Source organism: Vreelandella sulfidaeris Esulfide1 (assembly GCF_054072535.1).
The window spans coordinates 456,382-481,069 of record NZ_CM133364.1 but is presented as its reverse complement, the minus strand read 5'-3'; the positions used below and the strand labels follow the sequence as shown (position 1 = coordinate 481,069).

Sequence of the window (24,688 nt, the reverse complement as noted above, 5' to 3'; positions counted from 1 at the left end):
TATTTATATCGGTGCTGTTTATAACGGTGCTGTGCCAAAGCGCTATGCCAAAGCAGTAGTAAAGCTCAGGGGCGTTATATTAGTTAGCCCGCGGTGCGTAAGCAAACACATCCGAAAACACCCGTTCCAATTTCGCACCTTTATCTTCAAGGACGTCCACACAGGCGTACACCATGCCGGGTGAGCCCGAAATATAAACGTCGTGGGTATCCGGGGTAATCTCAGCAGCTTTTAAGACGTGGTCAATGCGCCCCTGATGATGGCTAATTCGTTCTCCCACTGCCAACGGTTCTTCTAATGGTAGCTCTGTCACTGCATGGAACGAGACGTTAGCGTGGGTTTGCGCCCAGTGGCTGGCTAACTGTTCCAAATAAAGATCACGATGCTCCCGTGCTGCCCACCATAGCGAGATTTCCCGCTCCGGCTGCTCGTGGAGCACCGCTTCAGTAATCGCTTTCATCTGAGAGAAGCCTGTGCCTGCAGCTATTAGCATTAACGGCCGCTCGCTTTGACGGTCAAGCATGCATTCACCGCCCGGCAAACGTAGCGTAAGCTGGCTGGCTACCTGAAGCAGCTCACGCAGCCGCGCAGAGTTGTCACGCTCTGGCCAGTGCTGGATATGCAGTTCAACAAGGCCATTACCACGATCGAAGCTAGCAATTGAAAACGGCACCCATGTTGTATCGTCTAACTTAAGTTCTAAATATTGCCCCGGCTCATGCTGCATGGCTTCCGCACGCCCTACCAGCGTGACACCAAACACATCGGAGTTTAAGTTCTCAACCTCGGTGACTTGGCAAGTCAACGTCCTTGCACTCATGAAAGCCTCTTTTTTGCAAATTCGATCAGCGATACGCCCCATGATCAACGACCGTGGCGAGAGGGTGGCAATTCAAGGCCTATACCCAATGCTTCCCAGCGTTCATCGACCCGCGCTTTAACGGCTTCATCCATCACAATGGGAGTACCCCATTCGCGGTCGGTTTCCCCCGGCCACTTATTGGTAGCGTCTAACCCCATTTTCGAACCTAAGCCTGAGACCGGTGAAGCGAAATCGAGATAATCAATCGGCGTATTTTCGACCATCACGGTGTCCCGTGCAGGGTCCATCCGTGTGGTGATCGCCCAGATGACATCTTCCCAATTGCGTGCATCCACGTCGTCATCCAACACGATCACAAACTTGGTATACATGAACTGACGCAGGAAACTCCAGACCCCCATCATCACGCGCTTGGCATGACCAGGGTACTGTTTTTTCATAGTGACCACCGCCATCCGGTAGGAACAGCCTTCCGGTGGCAAGTAAAAGTCAACGATTTCGGGAAACTGCTTGCGCAGGATGGGCACAAACACTTCGTTCAGCGCCACGCCCAGAATCGCCGGCTCATCAGGTGGACGCCCCGTGTACGTGGAATGGTAAATCGCATCGCGGCGCATGGTCATTCGGGTAACAGTAAATACCGGGAAGTGGTCAACCTCATTGTAGTAACCAGTGTGATCACCAAAAGGGCCTTCCGCGGCCATATCATCGGGGTAGATAAAACCTTCGAGGATAATCTCGCTCGACGCGGGCACATCAAGGTCTGCGTGGCCGCACTTTACTAGTTCAGTGCGCGAGCCGCGCAGTAGCCCGGCAAAGGCATACTCCGAGAGCGTATCCGGTACGGGAGTAACCGCGCCCAAAATTGTCGCTGGGTCAGCGCCGAGCGCCACCGCAACGGGAAAGGGCTCGCCAGGATGGGCTTTCTGAAATTCCAGGAAATCCAACGCCCCACCACGATGAGAAAGCCAGCGCATGATTAGGCGGTTCTTGGCAATTTTTTGCTGACGGTAGATGCCTAGGTTCTGGCGTGCCTTGAGCGGTCCTTTGGTAATGACCAATGGCCAGGTGACCAGCGGCCCCGCATCGCCAGGCCAGCAGTGCTGAATCGGCAGTAGGCCGAGATCAACCTCGTCATCTTCATACACCACTTCTTGCACCGGTGCATGTTTAACGTTTTTCGGGCCCATGCTGAGCACTTGCTTGAAGATCGGCAGCTTGCCCCAGGCATCCTTCAAGCCTTTGGGTGGGTCAGGCTCTTTGAGAAAAGCCAGCAACTTACCTACTTCTCTGAGCGCTTCTACCGAGTCCTGACCCATGCCCAGCGCAACCCGCTTGGGCGTACCAAACAGATTGCCCAGCAGCGGCATGTCGTGGCCTTTGACGTTTTCAAATAACAACGCCGGACCACCGGCACGCAGCGTGCGGTCACAAATTTCAGTGATTTCCAGATAAGGGTCGACTTCGATATGGATACGCTTGAGTTCACCCTGCGCTTCAAGCGCCGCGATGAACTCGCGTAAGTCTTTGTACTTCAAGGCACGCTCCCTGACTGGCGATGCGCCGCTCTACCCGTTTTGATCAACGTTAGCGGCGCTTCATCGCTTCAAAGAATTCAAGATTGGTCTTGGTATCTTTTAGACGGTCAATCAGAAATTCAGTAGCGGCGGTGTCTTCCATGGGGTTGAGCAGCTTACGCAGAATCCACATGCGCTGCATTTCATCCTCAGAGGCCAGCAGGTCTTCACGACGGGTGCCGCTGCGACGAATATTGATCGCCGGGAAAACGCGACGCTCAGCCAGCTTGCGGTCCAGGTGGGCTTCCATATTGCCGGTACCCTTGAACTCTTCGAAGATGACTTCGTCCATCTTGGAGCCGGTATCGACCAGCGCCGTGGCGATAATCGTCAGGCTGCCGCCCTCTTCGATGTTACGCGCCGCACCAAAAAAGCGTTTCGGCTTCTCCAGGGCGTGGGCATCGACACCACCGGTCAGTACTTTGCCAGAGCTGGGTACCACGGTGTTGTAGGCACGCGCGAGACGAGTAATCGAGTCGAGCAGGATGACCACGTCTTTCTTGTGCTCAACCAAACGCTTGGCTTTCTCGATGACCATTTCGGCTACTTGCACGTGACGCGCCGGCGGCTCATCGAAGGTCGAAGCGACTACTTCGCCACGCACGGTGCGCGACATTTCGGTCACTTCCTCAGGGCGTTCATCGATCAGCAGAACGATCAAATGACACTCTGGGTTGTTGCGCGTGATGGAAGTCGCGATGTTTTGCAACATCAGCGTCTTACCCGCCTTGGGCGGCGATACCAGCAAACCACGTTGACCTTTACCGATCGGCGCGGTTAGATCGATGATCCGCGCGGTCAGGTCTTCCGTGGAGCCGTTACCAATCTCCATACGCAAACGGTCGTCTGGGAACAGTGGCGTTAAGTTCTCAAACAGGATCTTGTGCTTGGCGTTTTCCGGACGGTCAAAGTTGATTTGACTGACCTTCAGCAGGGCGAAATAGCGCTCACCCTCCTTCGGCGGACGGATTTTGCCTGAAATGGAATCGCCTTTGCGCAGATTGAAACGGCGGATCTGCGAGGGCGAAATGTAAATATCGTCCGGGCCGGCGAGATAAGAGCTGTCAGCGCTACGCAGGAAGCCAAAGCCATCCTGAAGAATTTCCAGCACACCGTCGCCGTAGATATCCTCGCCACTTTTGGCGTGTTTTTTGAGGATGGCGAAAATGATGTCCTGCTTGCGCGAACGGGCCAAGTTATCAATACCCATTTCACGGGCGATATCGAGGAGCTCGGGAACGGTTTTTTGCTTGAGTTCAGTGAGATTCATCGGTGTGTTAGAAAGTTGCTCATGGAAGCTGGGCGCCAGGCGCCGGGAGTAAGACAGGAGGCGTGAAAGTGACGCCGTGTGATGCGTTCAGACCCCACTAAAGGCACGCGCTCGAAATGAAAGGAACTTGGTTGAACTTAACGGATAACACCATTGCTTGTCATCATTAAGGCTCAACTCGAGGGTGCTAACACTTGCTTAATCTGGTTCACACAGAAGAGTGCCTGAACCAGTGGGCTATCTGACGACTTGGAATTCTGGCTGACGCTAACGGGATAAACAGTAAGTAACGTCTGGGGCGACCAAGGTGCCGTACTTGAACGACGCATGCAAGATGATTTATCTAACTAATGGCTCACCTAAACAACGACGTGCTTTCGAACACACTAACTAACCAGGTCAGATCAGGCCAGTTGTTCGATGGTAGTCAAGCGCCGCGACAAACGCAAGCCTTTGGCAATTGACAATAGATAAAGGTCGCCGCAACCTTGGCACAGCCATCACGAAGGAAAGCTTATGCACAAGGACATTTCACCTCCCATTGCCGACTCTGCCGCTGAGACAGATAACAGTGCACCGCAGCGCCTAGCCGCTATTGACCTGGGCTCCAACAGCTTTCACCTACTGGTGGCCAACTATCAACATGAACGCCTCCAAGTGGTGGCCCGCTTAGGTGAAAAAGTGCAGCTCGCTGCTGGCTTAGACGATGACGGTCTGCTCAGCGAAGCCGCTATGCAGCGCGCTTTGGACTGTTTGGGGCGCTTCGCACCGTTTTTAAGCGATATTACTGATGCCAATTTGCGCATCGTGGGCACTAACGCGTTACGTGATGCCCATAATAGCCAAGCATTTATCGAGCGCGCCGAGGCCCAGCTAGGTCACGCCATTGAAATTATTGCCGGTCGTGAAGAAGCCCGCCTGATCTATTTAGGTGCGGCGCACGCCCTGGCAGAAAACGGCCGACGCCTGATAGTCGATATTGGCGGAGGCTCGACCGAATTTATCATCGGCGAAGCATTTGAACCCAAGGCGTTGGAAAGCCTACGCATGGGCTGCGTCACCTTTTCCCGGCGTTTCTTCCCCGACGGTGAGTTAAACGAAAAACGCATGCGCCGTGCTGAGCTAGCCGCCCTTTCGGAGCTGGCCAATATTCAGCGCCCTTACCAACGCTTAGGCTGGGATGACCCGGTCGGCTCAAGCGGCACGATCAAGGCCGCCGCCAGCGTCCTGTACGCTTATGGCGATACGCCTCACGAAGGTGTTATCACCCGAGGCGGATTGAAGAAGTTGCGCGAGCGCCTGCTCAAGTGCAAACAGCTGGACAAAGTCGAGCTGGAAGGCCTCAAGGCCGACCGCGCCAAAGTCTTCCCAGCGGGCGTTGCCATTCTTGGGGCGATTTTTGAAGCCTTTGATTTAACTCAGATGCGCTTCGCCGACGGCGCTCTGCGTGAAGGCGTGCTTTACGACATGGCCGGACGCAACAGCGCGGAGGATTCGCGCTCGAAAAGCCTGGAATCACTGAAGCGCACCTACGACGTTGATACCCGCCAAGGGCTCAATGTCGCCGATACCGCCGAGCGTTTGTTTCATCAGGTGCGCCATGCTTGGTCGCTCAATCCCGACCAAGCGCGCTATTTGCAGTGGGCCAGCCACGTACATGAAATCGGTCTAGCGATCTCCCATAGCCAGTTTCATCGTCACGGCGCGTATTTGTTGGAGCACTCCGACCTGGCTGGCTTTTCGCGCCCCGAGCAGCGACAGCTGGCGTTTTTAGTGCGTGCCCATCGGCGTAAATTTCCGCTTAAAGAGTGGCAGGCACTGCCCGATGCGCAGCAGGCAGTCACTCAGAAGCTCGCCCGGCTGCTGCGTTTAGCCGTACTGCTCAACCATTCGCGCCCTGAAACAGCGCCAGCGCTACCGGCGTTAAGCGCCGACAGTGACAGTTTGACGATTACGCTACCTGAAAGCGACGAGCCTACCCTACTGAGCACCGACTTGGAGCAGGAACAGGTGTTTATGGAAGCCGCTGGTTTTAAACTCTCGATTAAACAGACGAAGACAGACGGCTAAACGCGACCCTCTCAGCCTGCCATAGCAGCTCGTTGGGTGGGCGAATGACACCGATACACGCCTCAGCCTGCATGATCACCACTAGCCGCTCGCGCTCCCAGGGCGGCACATCTGCTTCTTGGAGCAGCCGCTTTAAATCGCGCCGCCCCCGTCCAGCAAGTTGAATGACCTCGCCCCCCTGCCGCCAAGTGACCCTGAGTCGTTGAGACAGCGGCTGGAAAAGCACTACTTGCCAGTCTAACGACCCTAGTGGTGTCTCAAGCGGCGTTTCGCCGTCCCAAGAGGCCTCCCAAGGCGCTAGCGGCTCAAGGGGAGCCATCAGGTAGAGCCGTTGACGCCACAGGCGTGCCTGAGCACCCTGCCACTCCACGCACACCTCGGCATCAGCCCTCGCTGACAACTGATCCAACAGGCTCTCTAAGCGCTTTTGTGGCGGCGTTGGTACGCCCTGCTGCTGGCAGAAGGTACGCACCAACAACCGTTGGCGGGGGCGCGAGCGTGCCCCCAACGCGGTAGCATCGATGGAATGGCGGCAGCCGCCTAGCGTCATTAGCTCGGCCTGCGCATATTCGGTCAATAACGTATCGGCTTCACTGGCATGAGCGGCGCTACCCGCCAAGGCTTCGTCTACCGTAGGCCAGCGTTCGCGGAGTGTCGGCAGTACCTGGTGGCGTAAACGGTTGCGATCAAGCGCAATGTCGCTATTGGTAGGGTCTTCGCACCAAGGCAGGTTGTTCGCATGCGCCGCTGCTTCAATCACTGCCCTGCGCACTGCTAGCCACGGTCGAACCAGCGAAACGCCCTGGGCGTCGCGCCGAAAAGGCATGCCGGCTAAGCCGCGCACACCGCTGCCGCGTAGGGCCGCAAGTAGAAAGGTTTCCGCCTGATCGTCCTGGTGCTGGGCCAACCAGAGCGTATCGCCAGTGGGAATGTGGGCAAAAAAGGCTTTGTAGCGGGCGTTGCGAGCGGCGCCTTCAATGCCCTCGCCTTGTGTATCTACCGCCACATTGACCACCCTCAGAGGGACATTGGTTCGCTCACACAACGCCCGACAGTGCGCTTCAAAATTCAGCGCTGCTGCTTGCAGACCGTGGTTGATATGAATGGCGTGCAGCGAGCGATCAGCTTGTTCGCAGACTGTCGCAGCTAACGCAAGCAGCAAGCAGGAGTCTAAACCACCCGAGAGTGCCACCCAAATAGAGCGCCCCGGCGGGGTTTCCGCCAGGGCGTCATTGAGCAAGTTTTGCAGCGTATTAAGCGGCTGGGGCGCCATAGCTCATCAGACGTTGATAGCGACGTTCCAACAGTGCCTCGGTCTCCATCGACTGCAACCGTTCCAGGCTTGCTGTCAGGGCCTCTTTGACCCGTTCAGCCGTGGTGAGCGGATGGCGATGTGACCCACCGAGCGGCTCTTTAATCAGCGAATCGACAAACCCAAGCTCTTTCAGGCGCTCAGCGGTGATCCCCATCGCTTGGGCGGCATCAGAAGCTTTGGTAGCACTCTTCCACAAAATTGAGGCGCAGCCTTCCGGTGAGATCACCGAGTAGGTGGAGTACTGCAGCATTTGTAGCTCGTCACATACGCCAATGGCCAGCGCGCCGCCAGAGCCACCTTCGCCCACCACGGTGGAAATAATCGGTGTTTTCAGTCGCGACATGACGGCCAGGTTATAGGCGATGGCTTCTGATTGGCCGCGCTCTTCCGCGTCGATACCTGGGTAGGCGCCGGGGGTATCGATAAAGGTCAAAATCGGCATTTTAAAACGTTCGGCCATTTCCATCAGGCGGCACGCTTTGCGATAACCTTCGGGGCGTGGCATACCGAAGTTACGGCGCACTTTCTCTTTTACATCGCGGCCTTTCTGATGGCCGATCACCATCACCGGCGCGTCATTTAAGCGGGCAACGCCTCCCACCAGCGCGGCATCGTCGGCAAAGTTACGGTCGCCGTGCAATTCGTCAAAGTCAGTAAAAATGTGCTCAAGATAGTCCAGCGTATAGGGACGCTGGGGATGCCGTGATAGCTGAGAAACCTGCCAGGGAGTCAAATCCTTGAAGATCGATTCCGTCAGCTTGCGGCTTTTCTCTTCCAGCCGAGAAATCTCGTCTGAAAGGTTCACTTGGCTATCGGAGCTGACTAACCGCAGCTCTTCAATTTTTGCCTGTAGTTCGGCAATGGGCTGTTCAAAATCGAGATAATTAGGATTCATCGGCTCTGCCTTAAGCTGCTTGTTAAAAACAAGCCTGATCGAAATAAGTATTATCGCACCCTGACCCTGCTGCGCAAGGGTGGTGCCCACACGGCTCCTTTCTAGCGATAGCGCAGCTGCACGCCTGCCTGCCCCTGCACATCCCTTAGTGCCAGCAATAAATCATCGCTAGGCGCGACTTTCCACTCATCGGCAAGCTCCAGCCAAGCCACTGCGGCCGGGTGACGGTACTGCAGGCGCACCGGTAAACCCTCTTGATCGCGATACGGCGTCAGGCTGTCGCGCAGGGTTTCAATTAAGCGACCATTGATCTGCCCCGCGTCCAGTGCAAGTTCCACCGCCTGGCCGTAGCGAATGCGCGCCGTCACCATTGGTGTAACGTCTTTACCGCGTAGACGCAGACCGCCAGAGAATTCGTCGCTGGAGACTTCGCCCTCAACGATTAACACCTGATCGGCCTCAATCTGACCGCGCAGCTGCTCGAACAGCTCCCCAAACAACGAAGCTTCAATACGCCCGGTACGGTCATCCAAGGTGATAAACGCCATGGTATCACCACGCTTGGACTTCATGGTGCGCACGCCGACTACTAATCCAGCAACGCGCTGGGGGTCGCGAGAGGGTTTTAAATCGCTGATCCGCGTCGAGACAAAGCGCTTCAACTCTCGCTCGTACTCGTCGATGGGGTGCCCCGTTAGGTAAAGCCCCAGGGTATCTTTCTCCCCCGAGAGCCGTTCGCGATCGGTCCACTCACGCGCATTGATATACTCGGCGTAAACGTTGTTGTCGCTGTCGTCGCTCTCGGTAAACGCATCACCAAACATATCCAGCATACCCAGATTTTGATTGGTGTGGTTCTGAGCGGCGGCTTTTAGCGCGTCTTCCATGGCGGCAAACAGCACTGCGCGGTTAGGGCCGATGGTATCCAGTGCACCGGAACGAATCAGTGCTTCCAGGGTGCGCTTGTTCATCCGTTTAGGGTCGATACGACGGCAGAAATCAAAGATATCCTTAAACGGACCGTCTGCCTGACGGGCTTCGACAATGGCGCCAATCGGGCCTTCGCCCACGCCCCGAATCGCGCCTAAGCCGTAGACTACACGCGCATCGGTATCGACGGTGAACTTGTAGCCACCCACATTGACATCCGGCGGGGTGACGGTCAGCTTGAGGTTGCGGCACTCCTCAATCAGCGGTACCACTTTATCCAGGTTGTCCATTTCCGTGGACATAACGGCGGCCATAAACGGTCCCGGATAGTGGGCTTTGAGCCACGCCGTTTGATAAGACACCAGCGCGTAGGCAGCCGAGTGCGACTTGTTGAAGCCGTAACCGGCGAACTTTTCTACCAAGTCAAAGATGTTACCGGCCAGATCTTTATCGATACCGTTGGCGGCGCAGCCTTCCATAAAGCCGTCGCGCTGCTTGGCCATTTCTTCGGGCTTTTTCTTACCCATGGCCCGGCGCAGCATATCGGCCTGGCCAAGGCTATAGCCCGCCATCACCTGAGCGATCTGCATGACCTGCTCTTGGTAAAGAATAATGCCGTAGGTGGGCGCCAACACCGGTTTCAACAGCTCGTGCTGATAATCCGGGTGGGGATAAGATACTTCGGCCCGGCCGTGCTTACGGTTGATAAAGTCGTCCACCATGCCCGACTGCAGCGGACCGGGGCGGAACAGCGCCACCAGGGCGATCATGTCGTCTAGTGAGTCGGGCAACAGGCGCTTGATCAGCTCTTTCATGCCACGAGATTCGAGCTGGAACACTGCCGTGGTTTCGGCGCGCTTGAGCATCTCGAAGGTCGGCGCGTCGTCCAGCGGGATACTGTCGATATTAAGCGGCCCCTCACCATTGACGCTGCGCACCTTGTCGACCATCTCCAGCGCCCAGTCGATAATCGTCAGCGTGCGCAGGCCCAGAAAGTCGAACTTGACCAGCCCGGCCTCTTCAATATCGTTTTTATCGAACTGGACCACCAAGCCAGAGCCATCTTCATCGCAGAGCAGCGGTGAGAAATCAGTCAGCTTGGTGGGGGCGATGACCACGCCACCGGCGTGCTTACCGGTGCCCCGGGTGGTGCCCTCAAGCTTGAGCGCCATCTCCCAGATCTCTTCGGCCTCTTCGTCGTTGCCGATAAACTCTTTGAGCGCAGGTTCCTGCTCAATCGCCTTGGCCAGGGTCATACCCACTTCAAACGGAATCAACTTGGAGAGCTTGTCGCCCAGCGAGTAGGGGCGGCCCTGGGCACGGGCAACGTCTCGCACCACGGCCTTCGCCGCCATGGTGCCAAAGGTGACAATCTGGGAGACCGCGTTGCGCCCGTAGCGCTCGGCCACGTACTCGATCACCTTGTCGCGTTTTTCCATGCAGAAGTCGACGTCAAAGTCAGGCATGGAAACACGTTCTGGGTTAAGAAAGCGCTCGAACAGCAGGTCGTAGCCGATCGGATCCAGATCGGTAATTTTTTGTGCGTAGGCCACCAACGAACCAGCACCGGAACCACGCCCCGGGCCTACCGGCACGCTGTTGTCCTTGGCCCACTGGATAAAGTCCATCACGATCAGGAAGTAGCCGGGGAACCCCATCTGGATAATAACGTTGAGCTCAAACTCCAGCCGGTCACGATAGCGCTGGTCAATCGCTTTATACTCATCGCTGTCGCGGGGATAGCGCTCAGCGGGAAACAGAAAGTCGAGGCGATCCGTCAGCCCATCGTGGGAGACCTTGCGGAAGAACTCATCCTGGGTCATGCCTTCGGGAATGCCGAACTCGGGCAGGAAAATCTCGCCCAGGCGCACGTCCACGCTGCAGCGCTCGGCGATCATCACGCTGTTTTCCAGCGCTTCAGGGATATCGGCAAACAGCGCTGCCATCTCGTCGGGGCTTTTTAGGTACTGCTCTTCGGTGTAGCGGCGCTCGCGACGCGGGTCGTCCAGCGCTTTACCTTCACCGATGGCGACGCGAGTCTCGTGGGCCCAATAATCGTCGCGCTCAAGAAAGCGCACATCGTTGGTCGCCACCACCGGGGTGCCTGTCTCAATCGCCAGCTTGACGCTGGCGTGAACGCAGGCTTCTTCCAGCGGGCGCCCGGTGCGAACCAACTCTAGATAAAAGCGCTCGGGAAATGCCGCCTGCCACTCTTCGAGTAGTACCCGCGCGTCCTGTTCGTGATCAGATAGCAGGTGGCGGCCAATCTCACCTTCCCGCGCACCGGAAAGCGCAATCAACCCTTCGCTCTGTTCCAGCACCCACTGTTTATCAAGAATGGCGCGCCCCTGACGTTGACCGTGCGTCCAACCTTTCGAGATCAACTCGGTCAGGTTGCGATAGCCAACATCGTTCATCGCCAGCAGTGTTAGCCGGTAAGGGTGGGACTCGTCATGAGGATTCTGCAGCCATAAATCACTGCCGATGATCGGCTTCAATCCCGCCCCTTGGGCGGCTTTGTAGAACTTCACCAGACCGAACAGGTTGGTTTCATCGGTCAAGGCCAGCGCTGGCATCGCCCGCTCAGCAGTCGTGCTGACCAGCGATTTGAGCTTAACCAGGCCGTCGACCAGGGAGTATTCACTGTGCAAACGTAAATGAACGAACGGGACCGTCATGAGACTCTCAGAAAAACGCTAGATGAAGAAGAAATACGTTAAAGCAGCGCCAACTGACGCTGCACAGGCGCGAAGCTACGACGATGTTCGGCCAGTGGCCCGTGAGCTGCAAGCGCCGCCAAATGCTCTTTGGTCGGGTAGCCTTTATGACGCGCAAAACCATACTCAGGATAGCACTCATCCAAGACGACCATCTGCGCGTCGCGAGCGACCTTGGCCAAAATTGATGCCGCGGCAATGGCACAGTGACGTGAATCGCCCTTAACCACTGCCTGGCCAGGCAGCAGATGGCCAGGTAATTTATTGCCATCCACGAGTAGATATTCCGCCGCCGGTGCCAGCGCATTGATGGCTCGACGCATGGCTAAGTGAGTGGCGTGATAAATATTCAGCCCATCCACTTCAGCAGCGCTGGCTTCTGCCACGGCAAACGCCAGCGCTCGCTCACGAATCTGCACATCCAGCGCTTCACGCTTGCGCGCCGTCAATTTTTTAGAGTCGGTAAGACCGTCAATCGGCTGCGCGGGATCGAGAATGACCGCCGCGGCCACCACGCTGCCGATCAGTGGCCCTCGGCCTACTTCATCAACACCCGCCAGCCGCTCACCGCTGTAGGCAATTTCTAATGGTGGGAAATCCTTGTGCTCGATCAACCAATGCTCAATGGCCATCGCCTTATTCGCCATCCATACGCTCCAGCGGCTGCCCTGCGGCTAACAAGCCAATTGCCACGGCAGCGCGACGGCTGGCGCTGCGCTGAAGCGTAGCGTGCATCTCGGCAAAGCGCGCTTCCAGGGCATGGCGGCTATCTTCGTCCGCCAACATGGCGCTGAGCTGGTCGGCAATCGCCTCCGGCGAGGCGGCTTCTTGAATTAGTTCAGGTACCAGCGTTTCCTGGGCAATCAGGTTAGGCAGGGACACCCACTGCGTTTTAACCAACCGCTTGGCCAGCCAGTGGGTGGCGGGGGCCATTCTATAGGCCACCAGCATGGTGCGGTGGCACAGCATGGCTTCCAGCGCAGCGGTTCCCGAGGCCAACAGCACGATATCGCTGGCTATCATGGCCTCACGGGCCTGACCATCCAGCAGTACAGTACGCTCCACAAGCAAGGGGTAATTAGCCAGCAGTGCGCTAATTTCCCGGCGACGGTCAGCGGTGGCCGCGGGAATTACCACCTGTAAGGCGGGATGGCGTTGGCAGAGCTGTTCGGCGGCGTTAAGAAAAGTGTCACCCAAAAAGCGAATTTCATTAGCGCGGGAGCCGGGCAGCAGCGCCAACACTTGGCTATCAGGCGCCAGCTCCAGCGCTTGGCGGGTAGCAGTACGGTCATTTTCCAGCGGCATTTCGTCAGCCAGAGGATGACCCACAAAAGCAACGGGAACACGGTGTTCGCGATAGAAGGCGGCTTCAAAAGGCAGCAGTGTCAGCATGCCATCCACTGACTTGGCGATACCTTTTACCCGCCCCTGGCGCCACGCCCATACGGAAGGACTCACGTAGTGGGCGGTAGTAATGCCCGCTTCGCGGAGCTGACGCTCCAGACCTAAATTGAAATCAGGCGCATCGATACCCAGCATAATATCCGGCTGCCAAGCCAAAGCTTCGGCTTTTAGAATACGCCGCACACGGATCAGTTCAGGAAGGTGCTTAAGCACTTCCACCAGCCCCATTACCGCCAGCGTTTCGAGGGGAAAACGGCTTTCCATGCCTTCGGCCTGCATACGCGGCCCGCCGATACCACGAAACTCGATGCCTGGATGGCGTGCTTTGAGTTCACGCATCAGTCCAGCGCCAAGAATATCGCCAGAAAGTTCTCCAGCCACTAGGTAGACGCGTTGCAAGGTCATAAGAGCGCTAGCATGGGTTATCGGGTAATGCCGCGGGTCGAACGCTCAATGGAAGCTGCAAAATGTTCGACCTCAGGTAATTGAAAGCGACTACGCATCTCAGCCAGCGCCTGCTCGGTCGTTAGCCCTTGACGATAAACCATCTTATAGGCAGCGGTTAAGGCACTAATCGCCTCGCGGCTAAAACCACGCCGCTTTAAGCCCACTAGATTGAGACCGCGCGCCTCAGCAGGGTTGCCGTTGATCATGATGTACGCGGGCGTATCCTTGGTGATAATCGAACCACCGCCTGCCATGGCATGATCGCCAAAATGGCAGAACTGATGCACTGCCGCCAGACCACCCAGAATGACATAATTACCAATGGTCACATGGCCAGCCAGGGTGACTTGGTTGGCCAGAATGCAGTCGCTACCAATCACGCAGTCGTGACCAACATGGACATAGGCCATAAATAGATTGCGTGAACCAACCGTGGTTTCGCTGCGATCCTGGATAGTGCCACGATGAATCGTAGCGCCTTCGCGAATGACGTTATCATCGCCCATGACTAACCGCGTTGGTTCGCCTGCGTATTTTTTGTCCTGGCAGTCTTCGCCAACGGATGCAAACTGAAAAATACGCGTCCGTTCGCCTAATGTAGTGGGACCTTTCACCACCACATGCGGGCCAATCACCGAACCAGCGCCAATACTGACATCTGGGCCGATGATGCTAAAAGGGCCTACCTCAACATCGTCAGCAAGACGCGCCGTCGGGTCGACCAGTGCAGTAGGATGTATCAAGCCACCTTCCTCTCGGCACAAATGATTTCCGCTTCGCAGGCCAACTCACCATCAACCTTGGCGCGGCAGGCAAATTTCCAGATACCCCGTTTCCCTTTAATAACGTCAGCTTCTAGCGTGAGCTTGTCACCCGGCATCACCGGACGCTTAAAACGGACATTATCGCTGCCGACCAGATAATAGACGTAGCCATCAGCAGGTAGTTTATTGACCGTTTTAAAACCAAGAATGCCACATACTTGGGCGAGTGCTTCGAGCACTAACACACCGGGCATAATCGGATGATGGGGAAAATGGCCGTTGAAGAACGGTTCATTAATGCTGACATTCTTGTACGCAACGATGGATTCGCCAGTGGTCAATTGCGTTACTCGATCCACCAACAAAAAGGGGTAACGGTGGGGCAAGTATTCGCGAATCTCATTAATATCCATAACCATCGTAGCGACCTCTAAAATGACAAAAAACCTGGAGCTCATGAAGAGAGTCAGGCAAATACCAGCACGCAGACTGGCTAAAAGGCTGTGGATTATACCCCACTACCGCCTAGTTTTACGCCAGCAGTAGGCACACCATTCAGCTGTTATCCATTATTCGTACTAATCGCGCTGCTTTTTTTCCAACCTCGCTAGGCGCTTAGCGATGTCATCGAGCTGTTTAAAGCGGACTGCATTTTTACGCCACTGGGTATTGGCCATAGCACCGGTACCGGAGGAGTAAACCCCAGGTTCATGAATCGAGTTTGTTACCAAACTCATTCCCGTCACTTGGACACCATCGCAGATAGTCAGATGGCCAGCTAAACCAACCCCACCCCCCAGCATGCAATGCCTGCCAACTTTGGTAGAGCCCGCAATACCCACACATCCCGCTAGCGCGCTGTGGTCGCCAATGATGACGTTATGAGCAATTTGCACCTGACTATCAATTTTGACGTCATCGCCAATCACGGTATCACCCAACGCGCCACGATCAATGCTCGAACAGCTCCCCACTTCAACGTCATCTCCCAGCACGACACCACCCAACTGGGCAATCTTATGCCAGCCTGTGCCGTCATGGGCAAAACCAAAGCCATCACCACCGATAACGCAGCCGCTTTGCAATATGCCCCGTTTACCAATCACCACGCCGTGGCACAGAGTAACATTGGCATGTAAACGCGTTGCTGCGCCGATGGTGCAGTCAGCCCCGACAACGCTGCCGGCCCCGATCACCACGTGGTCACCCAGCACCACACCAGATTCAACCACGGCATGCGCTTGAATGGAGACATCTGCGCCTACCTGCACATCATCAGCGACAACCGCAGTCGGGTGAATACCCACCACGTCGCGAGCGGGTAACGGATCAAACAGCTGCGATAGTTTGGCGTAGCCTAAATAAGGGTTTTCGATCTCAAGGCGCGGTACCGGGCAGTGCTTGCCATGCTCAGGGTGCAGTAATACTGCCGCGGCCTTAGTCGATGCCAAATCTTTCAGATAGGCGCGATTGGCTAGAAAAGCCACTTGATCCGACTGCGCTTCTTTTAGCGTTGCCAAACCACGTATCGGCTGTTGGGCATTGCTGCTAACGGCAATACCCAAATGGTGCGCAATGTCTGCAAGGGTAAGGTGATAAGAAGCGTGCGTCATGGGAACCCAGGGAAGCTTTGGTGTGGCTGGGCCACACCAGTCATCGTTTAAAATTAATTTAAGGTATTAAAAATCTCAGTGACCTCATCGGTCAAATTAGGCAGATCAACCCCTGAATGCAGTACCCCCTGGGGCTCGACCAGCACATCAATGCCGTGGCGTTCCAGTACCTCTGCGACGGCTTGCTCCAGTTTCGGCTCAGCATCTTCCAGGAACTGCTGTTCGGAGCGCTGCTGTGCCTGCATGACTTCCTGGCGCAGCTGTTCAAAACGGCTGCCTTTTTGCTGCAACTCACTCATCAGGGACTCGCGTTGGGACTGCGCCATCGTTTCGCCTTCGTTTTGCAGGCGCTGCTGGAGCTGCTGGAGCTCGTTCCCAAGGCTCTGAGCTTCACGCTGTTGATTGCCGATTTGTCCTTCAAGACTACTCAGTGACTCTTGCGCGGATTGAGTATTCATCAATGCCGCTCGCCAGTCTAACACTGCTACTTCCGCAGCGTGAGCAGGCAAAATCATCGCGCCCAACAGGCATACAACCGCTGTCAGTTTACGCATCATGTTAACTCCTTAGATCACGCTAGGCGCGCCACCATGGTACGCAATCTAGCAAAATTAGAACGACTGCCCTTCGAACGACTGCCCTTCGAACGGCTGCCCTTAGAACGATTGCCCTAATGAGAACTGGAAGAACTGTGTATCGTCACCGCTCTCATCGTTTAATGGTTCGGCGACGCTAAAGGTCAGCGGGCCAACCGGCGTCAGCCAAGAAAGACCGATACCAGCGCTGTAGCGCAAATCGCCCAAGTCGACGCCAGAGCTGCATTGTTGACGATTTGCGTCTTCATCGAGTACGTCATAACAAGAACTCAGGAAGGTATTACCCCCATCTAAAAACAGTGATGTTTGCAGGGCACGCTGATCTTCGATAAAGGGCAGCGGGAAAATGATTTCAGCGCTGCCTTCTACTGAAACGTTACCGCCGAGGGTACGATCACGGCCGCCTTCAGTGGCCGGCGTGGTGCGCTGACCGAGTGTATTCGACGTGAAACCACGCACCGAGCCAAGGCCGCCCGCGTAGAAGTTTTCATAGAAAGGGTAAGGATCATTGCCGCCCAATGTATCGGCATAGCCGACATTGCCGGTAAATTTGAATGCCCACGATTCATCATCATTAATCGGGAAGAGCTGTTGGGCTCGCGCACGCAGTTTGTAGTACTCCGCATCACTTCCCGGCACACCGGTTTCCAACGACAAGCGTTGGTAGCTTCCATCGGTCGGCATGATACCTCGGTTGAGGTTATTGCGCGTCCAGCTGGCGGTTAGTTTTAAGCTTTGCGCATTTTCACCCTGCTCATCGACGTAACGGCGAATTTCCGAGGCTGTATCGTTATAAGTTTTTACCGTCAGATCTTCAAGGCTGGCACCAAAATTGAGGCGAGACAGCTCGCTGACGGGGTAACCGAAGTTGATACCGGCGCCGTAAGCATCCGTCGAGTATGTCGAAATATCCGAATCGGCATAGTCAGTTTCGCGATAAAACAGATTATAACCGCGCGAAATGCCATCCAACGTCCAGTACGGGTCGGTAAAGCCAAAGTTAACGCTGGTAAAAGTATCACTGCGCTGCGCCCCCACATTGACCCGGTTACCCGTGCCCAGGAAGTTATTCTGCGATAGACCTACCCCGTAAATAACCCCGGCACTCTGGGAGAAACCTACGCTTGCAGAGACGGACCCCGAGGGCTGTTCTTCGACGTTATAGGTCACATCCAGCAAGTCTGGCTTGCCAGGTACAGGCTGCGTATCCACTTCGACCTGGCTAAAAAAGCCCAGCCGCTCAAGCCGCTGCCGTGACTGCGTAATGGCTTCAGTGGAGGCAGGCGCGCCTTCCAACTGCGTCATTTCACGTCGCAGTACTTCATCTTGGGTAGTCGTATTCCCGTAGAACTCAATACGGCGTACATAGGCACGTTCACCGGGATTGATAGCAATGACCAGGTCAACCGTTTCACCATCATCTGACATTTCGGGCACGCCCTGAATATCAGCAAATGCGAAGCCTTCGGCGCCGAGGCGCTGACGCAAAGCTTCCGTAGACGCATTCACATCGCCCCGGGAAAAAATCTCACCCTCTTCGATGGTAAGCAATTGCCGAGCTTCATTTTCGCTGATCTGCAGATCGCCCGCGAAACGGATATCGCCCACGCGATACTGATTGCCTTCATCGACATTCAGGGTAATAAATATTTCGGATTTTTCTGGACCAATCGATACTTGGGTCGAGGCAACATCGAAGTTGACGTAGCCACGATCCAAGTAGAACGAACGCAGCCGCTCAATGTCACCGGACAGTGCTTCACGTGAATACTCGTCGCTTGAGAACCAGCCAAAAAAGCGCCCAGGCCGGTCATTTAGCTCGAATACCTCACGCAGCGTTTCGTCATCAAAAGCCTCGTTGCCGACAATATTGATCTGTCGAATTTTGGCGACTTCGCCTTCGTTGATATTGATATTGACCTGTACCCGGCCTTCATCAACTTCTTCAACTTCGGTATCGATACTGGCGCTGTAGCGACCTTGAGACTGGTAGACACCTTCCAGTTCGCGCTGAATCTCCTCAAGCGTAGAAAGCTCCAGCACCTGGCCCTCAGAGAGGCCTGATTCGCGCAAGCCATTGCGCAGGTCTTCTTCGGATATCTGGTCGTTGCCACTAATCTGTAGCCGCGCAATGGTTGGGCGCTCGACGACTTGAATAACGAGCACATCTCCCTCGCGTGCCAGAGAGACATCGTCGAATAGCCCAGTGGCAAACAAGTCACGAGCAGCGGCAGCCAGCTGCGCTTCGCTGACGCTCTCATTGGCACTCACAGGGAATGCATTGAAGACCGAGGCGGCGGAAACCCGCTGCAGTCCTTCCACTCGAATGTCAGAAACATTAAAGGATTGTGCTTGAGCGCCGCTAGCGCCCATCAGCAAGAGTGCCGCCATTCCAAGGGTCTTGATTTTCATGCAGTCAATTCGCTCGCGTTGGTCTGCCTATTATTCCAGAAAGGCACCATATACATTTGTGCAGGCAGATGACAAGGCATCCTGCGCGCTACACGCGTCATTACCACAGGCGCATCAGATCAAAATAGAGGGCCATCAACATCAGGGTGCCGACCATGGCAAGCCCAATACGTAACCCTACGGCTTGGGTTTTTTCCGATACGGGTCGTCCACGCACGACCTCCATAAAATAATAAAGCAAGTGACCACCATCGAGCACGGGGATAGGCAGTAAGTTAAGCACCCCAAGGCTGATGGAAAGATACGCTAGAAAGCCGACAAACGCTTCCACTCCTGCACGGGCTGAATCGCCCGAGACTTGCGCAATGGTGATTGGCCCCGACAGGTTGGAGGGCGAAATAAGACCTACCAACATCTTTCGAATCGCGTCGATAGTGAGCAGCGTCATCTCACCGGTGCGTGAAAGCGCCTGACCTACCGCTTCGACCGGGCCATAGCGTATCTCACGCTGAAACGCAGCTGGCCACTCGACCTGCTGGGCGCCTGCACCGATATAGCCAATCTCATCTCCCGTTTCTAGGCTGTTACGCCCAGGCGTTAAATTAACGGTTTCCTGCTCGCCATCACGCTCGTAGGTAAGTTGCAGTGTTTCGCCAGGACTACCGCGCACGATATTGACGAAGTGCATCCAGTCATCCACTGGTTCGCCATTAACCGCCACCATCCTATCGCCAGCTTCTAGGCCTGCCTGATCTGCGGCCTCCCCGCTCACGACTTGGCCTAAAACAGCCGGAAATTCCGGCTGCCATGGGGTAATACCGAGCGTTTGCAATGGCTGCGGCGGGTCTTGGCGAACCAAATAATCATTGACGGGCAACCCATAGCGCTGCGCGTCAGACGCGCCTTCAGGGCGCGCGTCGATATTCAATTCACCACTGAAGCCAATGATCGACACCAGCTTTAGATTAACATCTTCCCACGAACGCATCTCATCGCCCTGAATGGCGACAATTTCATGACCTTCGGCAAGCCCTGCCTCCGCGGCGGGAGAGTCAGGCGCAACACTTCCTACCATCGGCGACACCACCGTGGTACCGGCGACAAACAACGCCCAGTAGGCAACGATCGCTAGCAAAAAATTGGCGACAGGCCCTGCGGCCACTATTGCAATGCGCTGCCAAACGGTCTTGCGGTTAAATGCCTGATCGAGTTGATCTTCTGGCACAGGCGCCTCGCGCTCGTCCAGCATCTTGACATAGCCGCCCAGCGGAATCGCCGCTATCGCATATTCTGTGCCGTGTCGGTCCACCCGCGACCACAGCGGCTTGCCAAACCCCACCGAAAAACGCAGTACTTTGACACCGCAGCGCCTAGCCACCCAAAAGTGCCCAAACTCATGGAAGGTCACTAACAAGCCCAGCACTACAATGACCGCTAAAATATTTTGTATCAGGCCCACACCACAGTACTCCTTAACGCCCCGCTTTTACGACCAGCCCAGCGAATGCTTAAGCGGACCATCGTGTTATCAGTTCCAGCGACTGTTGCCGCGCCCATTGATCCGTTGCTAAAACGCTTTCAAGGCTGTCGACACGACCTTCATAGGGCCGCGACAGGACTTCGGCCACCAGCTGACCAATGGCTGTAAAACCGAGCTGACGCTGGAGAAAAGCTTCAACAGCCACTTCATTGGCCGCGTTTAAAACCACAGGCGCCATCCCCCCCTCCTGCATTGCTTCACGAGCAAGCCCCAAACAGGGGAAGCGGGCTTCATCAGGGGGTTCAAAATCGAGCCGTGCCACTTGGAAAAGATCCAGTGTTTCGACCCCGGCGTCAATTCGTTCAGGCCACGCTAGCCCATAGGCAATAGGGGTACGCATATCAGGATTACCTAGCTGCGCAATCACCGAGCCATCGTGATACGCAGCCATGGAATGAATCACGCTTTGCGGGTGTACCACTACCTGGATCTGCTCGGGAGTGGCATCAAATAGCCAGCAGGCCTCAATCAGCTCCAGCCCTTTATTCATCAAGGTGGCGCTATCCACCGATATTTTACGCCCCATTGACCAGTTCGGATGAGCGCAGGCCTGCTCGGGAGTGACATTGTTGATATCGGCCTGGCTCCAGGTTCGGAACGGCCCCCCAGAAGCCGTTAGTAGCAGTTGGGATATGCCGTGACGTGCCAAGCCACCACGATGCTCCGTAGGTAGACACTGATAGATGGCATTATGTTCGGAATCAATTGGTAATAGCGTTGCGCCCGCGCGTGTAACAGCATCCATAAACAGTGCGCCGCTCATCACCAGTGCCTCTTTATTGGCTAATAGCACGCGCTTTCCCGCCTCAGCGGCTGCCAGCGCAGGCAGTAAGCCCGCGGCGCCCACAATGGCCGCCATCACACAGTCTACGCTAGCGTCTCGAGCAACTTCGCAAAGTGCCTCTTGCCCTACGTTCACCTCGGTGGGTTGGCCAGCACGCTTAAGCTCATCACGTAACCAAACGGCATCGGCTTCCTCATTCAATACGGCGACAGCGGGTCGATGCGCCAAACACTGAGCGAGCAGCGATTCTTTCGAGGTGTGCGCGGTGAGGGCGTGGACGCTATACCGGTCGGGGTGACGACTAATCACATCCAGCGTGCTGGTGCCGATAGAGCCTGTCGACCCGAGCACCGTCACGCGCTGCATCGATCGATGAGTAGTGGCCCGCTGAGCAGTTTGTTGGGGTGCTCGCTGACTCATAACGCCTGCCCCTGAGCCAACACAGGCACCAGTACCTCAAGATAAAACAGTGCAAACAGCGGAATTGCCGCCGTCAGGCTATCGATACGGTCCAGAACACCACCGTGGCCAGGAAGCAACTGGCTCGAGTCTTTAATATTACGGTGACGCTTCAGCATACTTTCCAGCAGATCCCCAAGCACAGACGTCAACGTAACGATTGCCGTCACCAAAATGAGCGTGAGGCTCCCGGCCATATCCAGTGACAGCCCTACGGCAAACACAATGGCGAGAAGCGCCGTTGTCGCTAAGCCGCCGTAAACACCTTCCCATGATTTGCCAGGGCTGACGTGGGGGGCGAGTTTTCGCTTACCCCAGGCACGTCCCACAAAGTAGGCACCGATATCAGCACACCAGACCAGCAGCAGCACAAATAACAGCCACGCCATACCGCTCTCGCGTAGAACGTTAAAGCCCACCCAGCAGGGCAATAGCACCCATAGTCCCATTGCCAAGCGCCGTACGGAAGCTTGCCACTGCTCTCCTGCCGCAGGATAACGCGCCACCCAGAAAAGGTTTAGTAGCCAGCCCGCAGCTGCCAACCAAAGCGGCCATATTGCGGTGGCAGCCCCCATCAACCACATGATGAGCATCAACACCGCCACCACGGCAACTGACTGAGCCCGCTGCACTGTCTGGGTAATCCCAGCGAGATTGGTCCACTCCCAAGTGCCGAGTAGCACAATGAGCGCGGTAAACAGCGCAAAGGCGCCACCCTCTAATCCAAACAGGCCAACCAACACCAGCGGTGCGAGCCAGGCTGCGGTGATAATCCGCTGTTTAAGCACCTTGCGCCTCTATTTGTTCGTCTGTCATACCAAAGCGACGACGACGCTGACAGAAGTCATTTAATGCCGCATCAAACGCGTCTGCTCCGAAATCAGGCCATAACAGCGGTGAAAAGTGCAGTTCTGCATAGGCCAACTGCCAAAGCATAAAATTGGACAGCCGCTGTTCACCACTGGTACGTATACACAAATCCACCGGTGGCACATCATTCATACCTATGGCGGTGTCAAAGCACGCTTCGTCAATCTCTGAAGGTGCTAATTCGCCGGCCGCCACCTGCTCCGCTAACGTGCGCGCCGCACGGGCGATCTCCCACTGTCCACCATAATTGGCGGCAATGACAAGGTGCATCCCCGTATTGTGAGCAGTTAACGCTTCAGCACGCTGAATATGCTTTTGAATCGCGTGGGAAAAGCCGCGCTGTTCGCCAATAATAGAGAGGCGAACATTACGCTCATTGAGCTTTTTGACTTCCCGCTTCAGCGCCATCAAAAACAGCTCCATCAACGCATTGACTTCCGCCGCTGGGCGTTTCCAGTTTTCACTGGAGAAAGCAAACAGGCTCAGCGTTTGCACATCGCGCTCGGCAGCTCGCTGAATTACCGCGCGAACGGTTTCGACGCCTGCACGGTGTCCGCGCACTCCCGAAAGCCCACGTGCGCGCGCCCAGCGGTTATTACCATCCATAATGATGGCCACGTGCGACGGCGGAGCCTCCCCTGTGTGAGAAGGCAAGTAGGCGTCGTCCGGCTGCTCTCCAGGAAGCTGCGGTGACGTCATGATTTCTCGTCCCAAAGATCAGTCATAAAAAAAACCAGCCAGAGTGTGGCAAAACGGGCAGCATAAGCTGCCCGTGGCTGAATTAAATACAGTTTAAACCTGCATGAGATCCTGCTCTTTCGCGGCCAGCGCCTTATCGATTTCAGCAATATATTTATCGGTCAGCTTTTGGATCGCATCTTCACCTTCACGCTGGTCGTCTTCAGTAATATCTTTATCTTTCAACAATGATTTGAAATCACCGTTAGCATCGCGGCGCACGTTGCGAACGGCAACACGCGCGTTTTCTGCTTCGCTACGCGCTTGCTTGATGTAGCCTTTGCGAGTTTCTTCAGTGAGCATCGGCATCGGCACACGGATCACGTTACCTGCGCTGGCCGGGTTAAGGCCAAGGTCCGAGGTCATAATGGCCTTTTCGATTTTCTGAACCATGCCCTGTTCCCAAGGCGCAATCGTCAGCGTACGAGCATCTTCAACGTTGACCGACGCCACTTGGCTAAGCGGTACTTGGCTACCGTAATAATCCACAGTCACGGCGTCTAAAATGCTCGGATGAGCACGGCCGGTACGAATTTTATTAAAGTTACTGTGCAGCGCCTCAACGCTTTTTTTCATGCGCGATTCGGCATCTTTCTTAATATCGTTGATCACGTCATTACCCTCTGTATATCAGCGTGCCTTCCTTGCCCCCTACAACCATATTCAGTAGGGCACCAGGCTTATTCATATCAAATACCCGCACCGGCATATTATGGTCACGTACCAGGCAGATAGCGGTCAAATCCATAATGCCCAATTTTTGATCCAGGGCGTCATCGTAAGAGAGCTGGTCATACTTCACAGCATCGGTATTTTTTACCGGGTCTTTATTGTAAACACCATCGACTTTGGTCGCTTTAATCACCACATCCGCATCCACTTCAATACCACGCAAACAGGCAGCGGAATCGGTGGTGAAAAAGGGGTTACCTGTTCCTGCAGAAAACAACACGACGTCCCCGGAGGTTAAATAACGAATAGCGGTTCGCCGATCGTAGTGCTCTACCACGCCGCTCATCGGAATGGCCGACATGACTCGCGAACGGATGTTGGAGCGCTCTAAAGCGTCGCGCATCGCCAGCGCATTCATTACAGTCGCCAGCATTCCCATATGGTCGCCGGTAACACGGTCCATGCCCGCTTCATTGAGTGCCGCACCGCGGAACAAGTTGCCACCGCCAATCACGATACCCACTTGTACCCCAATGCCGACGAGCTGGCCAATTTCCAACGCCATGCGGTCAAGTACCTTCGGGTCAATACCAAAATCATGCTCACCCATCAGCGCTTCGCCAGAAAGCTTGAGCAAAATACGCTTGTATTTTGACTTCGAACTCTCAACGTTGCCTTTGCTGGGTGCTACGTGGGGGGTAGGCTCTTGAACATCACGTGACATAGCATCTCTCCTGAGGCAGACCTGAACATAGGCAGGTGGGGCAGCCCACTTTATACAAGGGCCGGATA

20 protein-coding genes are annotated in these 24,688 nt (G+C 55.4%); 1 reads left to right on the top strand and 19 read right to left on the bottom strand.

Going from position 1 to position 24,688, the window contains the following annotated elements:
* Positions 1–79: 79 nt before the first annotated feature.
* The 3 genes from ACW44H_RS02320 to rho are packed head-to-tail and all read right to left on the bottom strand — an operon-like array spanning position 80 to position 3,670.
* Positions 80–820: an FAD-binding oxidoreductase gene (locus ACW44H_RS02320; protein ID WP_457506560.1), complete on the bottom strand. Its 741-nt coding sequence runs from the start codon at positions 818–820 to the stop codon at positions 80–82.
* 44 nt (positions 821–864) lie between these two features.
* Entirely contained in the window at positions 865–2,361 is a 1,497-nt protein-coding gene (ubiD, locus tag ACW44H_RS02315; protein WP_457506558.1) for a 4-hydroxy-3-polyprenylbenzoate decarboxylase, read from the bottom strand.
* 49 nt (positions 2,362–2,410) lie between these two features.
* On the bottom strand, positions 2,411–3,670 hold the full coding sequence (rho, locus tag ACW44H_RS02310; RefSeq protein WP_113268517.1) for a transcription termination factor Rho: 1,260 nt from the start codon (positions 3,668–3,670) through the stop codon (positions 2,411–2,413).
* Positions 3,671–4,186: 516 nt separating this feature from the next.
* Here rho and ppx point away from each other — a divergent pair.
* Positions 4,187–5,740 (top strand): exopolyphosphatase, encoded by a 1,554-nt coding sequence (ppx, locus tag ACW44H_RS02305; RefSeq protein ID WP_457506556.1) that lies wholly within the window; start codon positions 4,187–4,189, stop codon positions 5,738–5,740.
* On the opposite strand, the gene tilS is transcribed toward ppx, so the two are convergent.
* From tilS to pyrH, 16 genes are all read right to left on the bottom strand, one after another.
* Positions 5,715–7,013 carry a tRNA lysidine(34) synthetase TilS gene (gene tilS, locus ACW44H_RS02300; RefSeq protein ID WP_457506554.1) on the bottom strand — a complete coding sequence of 433 codons (1,299 nt, stop codon included), beginning with the start codon at positions 7,011–7,013 and terminating at the stop codon, positions 5,715–5,717. The two genes, ppx and tilS, sit on opposite strands and share 26 nt — an antisense overlap.
* Complete coding sequence (gene accA, locus ACW44H_RS02295; RefSeq protein ID WP_113268891.1) at positions 6,994–7,950, bottom strand: acetyl-CoA carboxylase carboxyl transferase subunit alpha; 957 nt, start codon at positions 7,948–7,950, stop codon at positions 6,994–6,996. The genes tilS and accA overlap by 20 nt, the downstream gene beginning before the upstream one ends.
* 101 nt (positions 7,951–8,051) lie before the next feature.
* Positions 8,052–11,558, bottom strand: a complete 3,507-nt coding sequence (gene dnaE, locus ACW44H_RS02290; RefSeq protein ID WP_457506552.1) for a DNA polymerase III subunit alpha — start codon at positions 11,556–11,558, stop codon at positions 8,052–8,054.
* Positions 11,559–11,596: 38 nt separating this feature from the next.
* On the bottom strand, positions 11,597–12,244 hold the full coding sequence (gene rnhB, locus ACW44H_RS02285) for a ribonuclease HII (RefSeq protein ID WP_457506550.1): 648 nt from the start codon (positions 12,242–12,244) through the stop codon (positions 11,597–11,599).
* On the bottom strand, positions 12,234–13,406 hold the full coding sequence (gene lpxB / locus ACW44H_RS02280; RefSeq protein ID WP_457506548.1) for a lipid-A-disaccharide synthase: 1,173 nt from the start codon (positions 13,404–13,406) through the stop codon (positions 12,234–12,236). Before lpxB ends, rnhB begins: the two co-directional genes overlap by 11 nt.
* A gap of 17 nt (positions 13,407–13,423) precedes the next feature.
* Positions 13,424–14,191 carry an acyl-ACP--UDP-N-acetylglucosamine O-acyltransferase gene (gene lpxA / locus ACW44H_RS02275; protein WP_457506546.1) on the bottom strand — a complete coding sequence of 256 codons (768 nt, stop codon included), beginning with the start codon at positions 14,189–14,191 and terminating at the stop codon, positions 13,424–13,426.
* On the bottom strand, positions 14,188–14,631 hold the full coding sequence (fabZ, locus tag ACW44H_RS02270; protein ID WP_113268511.1) for a 3-hydroxyacyl-ACP dehydratase FabZ: 444 nt from the start codon (positions 14,629–14,631) through the stop codon (positions 14,188–14,190). The genes lpxA and fabZ overlap by 4 nt, the downstream gene beginning before the upstream one ends.
* 159 nt (positions 14,632–14,790) lie before the next feature.
* On the bottom strand, positions 14,791–15,825 hold the full coding sequence (gene lpxD, locus ACW44H_RS02265) for a UDP-3-O-(3-hydroxymyristoyl)glucosamine N-acyltransferase (protein ID WP_457506544.1): 1,035 nt from the start codon (positions 15,823–15,825) through the stop codon (positions 14,791–14,793).
* A 53-nt stretch (positions 15,826–15,878) separates the two neighbouring features.
* On the bottom strand, positions 15,879–16,379 hold the full coding sequence (locus ACW44H_RS02260) for an OmpH family outer membrane protein (protein WP_457508900.1): 501 nt from the start codon (positions 16,377–16,379) through the stop codon (positions 15,879–15,881).
* Between the two features lie 102 nt (positions 16,380–16,481).
* A complete protein-coding gene (gene bamA / locus ACW44H_RS02255) occupies positions 16,482–18,833 on the bottom strand; it encodes an outer membrane protein assembly factor BamA (protein ID WP_457506542.1) in 2,352 nt (783 codons plus the stop codon).
* 100 nt (positions 18,834–18,933) lie between these two features.
* Positions 18,934–20,292 carry an RIP metalloprotease RseP gene (gene rseP, locus ACW44H_RS02250; protein WP_457506540.1) on the bottom strand — a complete coding sequence of 453 codons (1,359 nt, stop codon included), beginning with the start codon at positions 20,290–20,292 and terminating at the stop codon, positions 18,934–18,936.
* Positions 20,293–20,341: 49 nt separating this feature from the next.
* A complete protein-coding gene (gene ispC / locus ACW44H_RS02245) occupies positions 20,342–21,523 on the bottom strand; it encodes a 1-deoxy-D-xylulose-5-phosphate reductoisomerase (RefSeq protein WP_457508898.1) in 1,182 nt (393 codons plus the stop codon).
* A gap of 50 nt (positions 21,524–21,573) precedes the next feature.
* Positions 21,574–22,404 carry a phosphatidate cytidylyltransferase gene (locus ACW44H_RS02240; protein ID WP_113268508.1) on the bottom strand — a complete coding sequence of 277 codons (831 nt, stop codon included), beginning with the start codon at positions 22,402–22,404 and terminating at the stop codon, positions 21,574–21,576.
* Positions 22,397–23,185 (bottom strand): polyprenyl diphosphate synthase, encoded by a 789-nt coding sequence (gene uppS, locus ACW44H_RS02235; protein WP_457506538.1) that lies wholly within the window; start codon positions 23,183–23,185, stop codon positions 22,397–22,399. The genes ACW44H_RS02240 and uppS overlap by 8 nt, the downstream gene beginning before the upstream one ends.
* A gap of 93 nt (positions 23,186–23,278) precedes the next feature.
* Complete coding sequence (gene frr / locus ACW44H_RS02230) at positions 23,279–23,836, bottom strand: ribosome recycling factor (RefSeq protein WP_113268506.1); 558 nt, start codon at positions 23,834–23,836, stop codon at positions 23,279–23,281.
* A 4-nt stretch (positions 23,837–23,840) separates the two neighbouring features.
* Positions 23,841–24,620, bottom strand: coding sequence for a UMP kinase (pyrH, locus tag ACW44H_RS02225; RefSeq protein WP_113268505.1), 780 nt, complete (start codon positions 24,618–24,620; stop codon positions 23,841–23,843).
* Between the last annotated feature and the right edge of the window lie 68 nt (positions 24,621–24,688).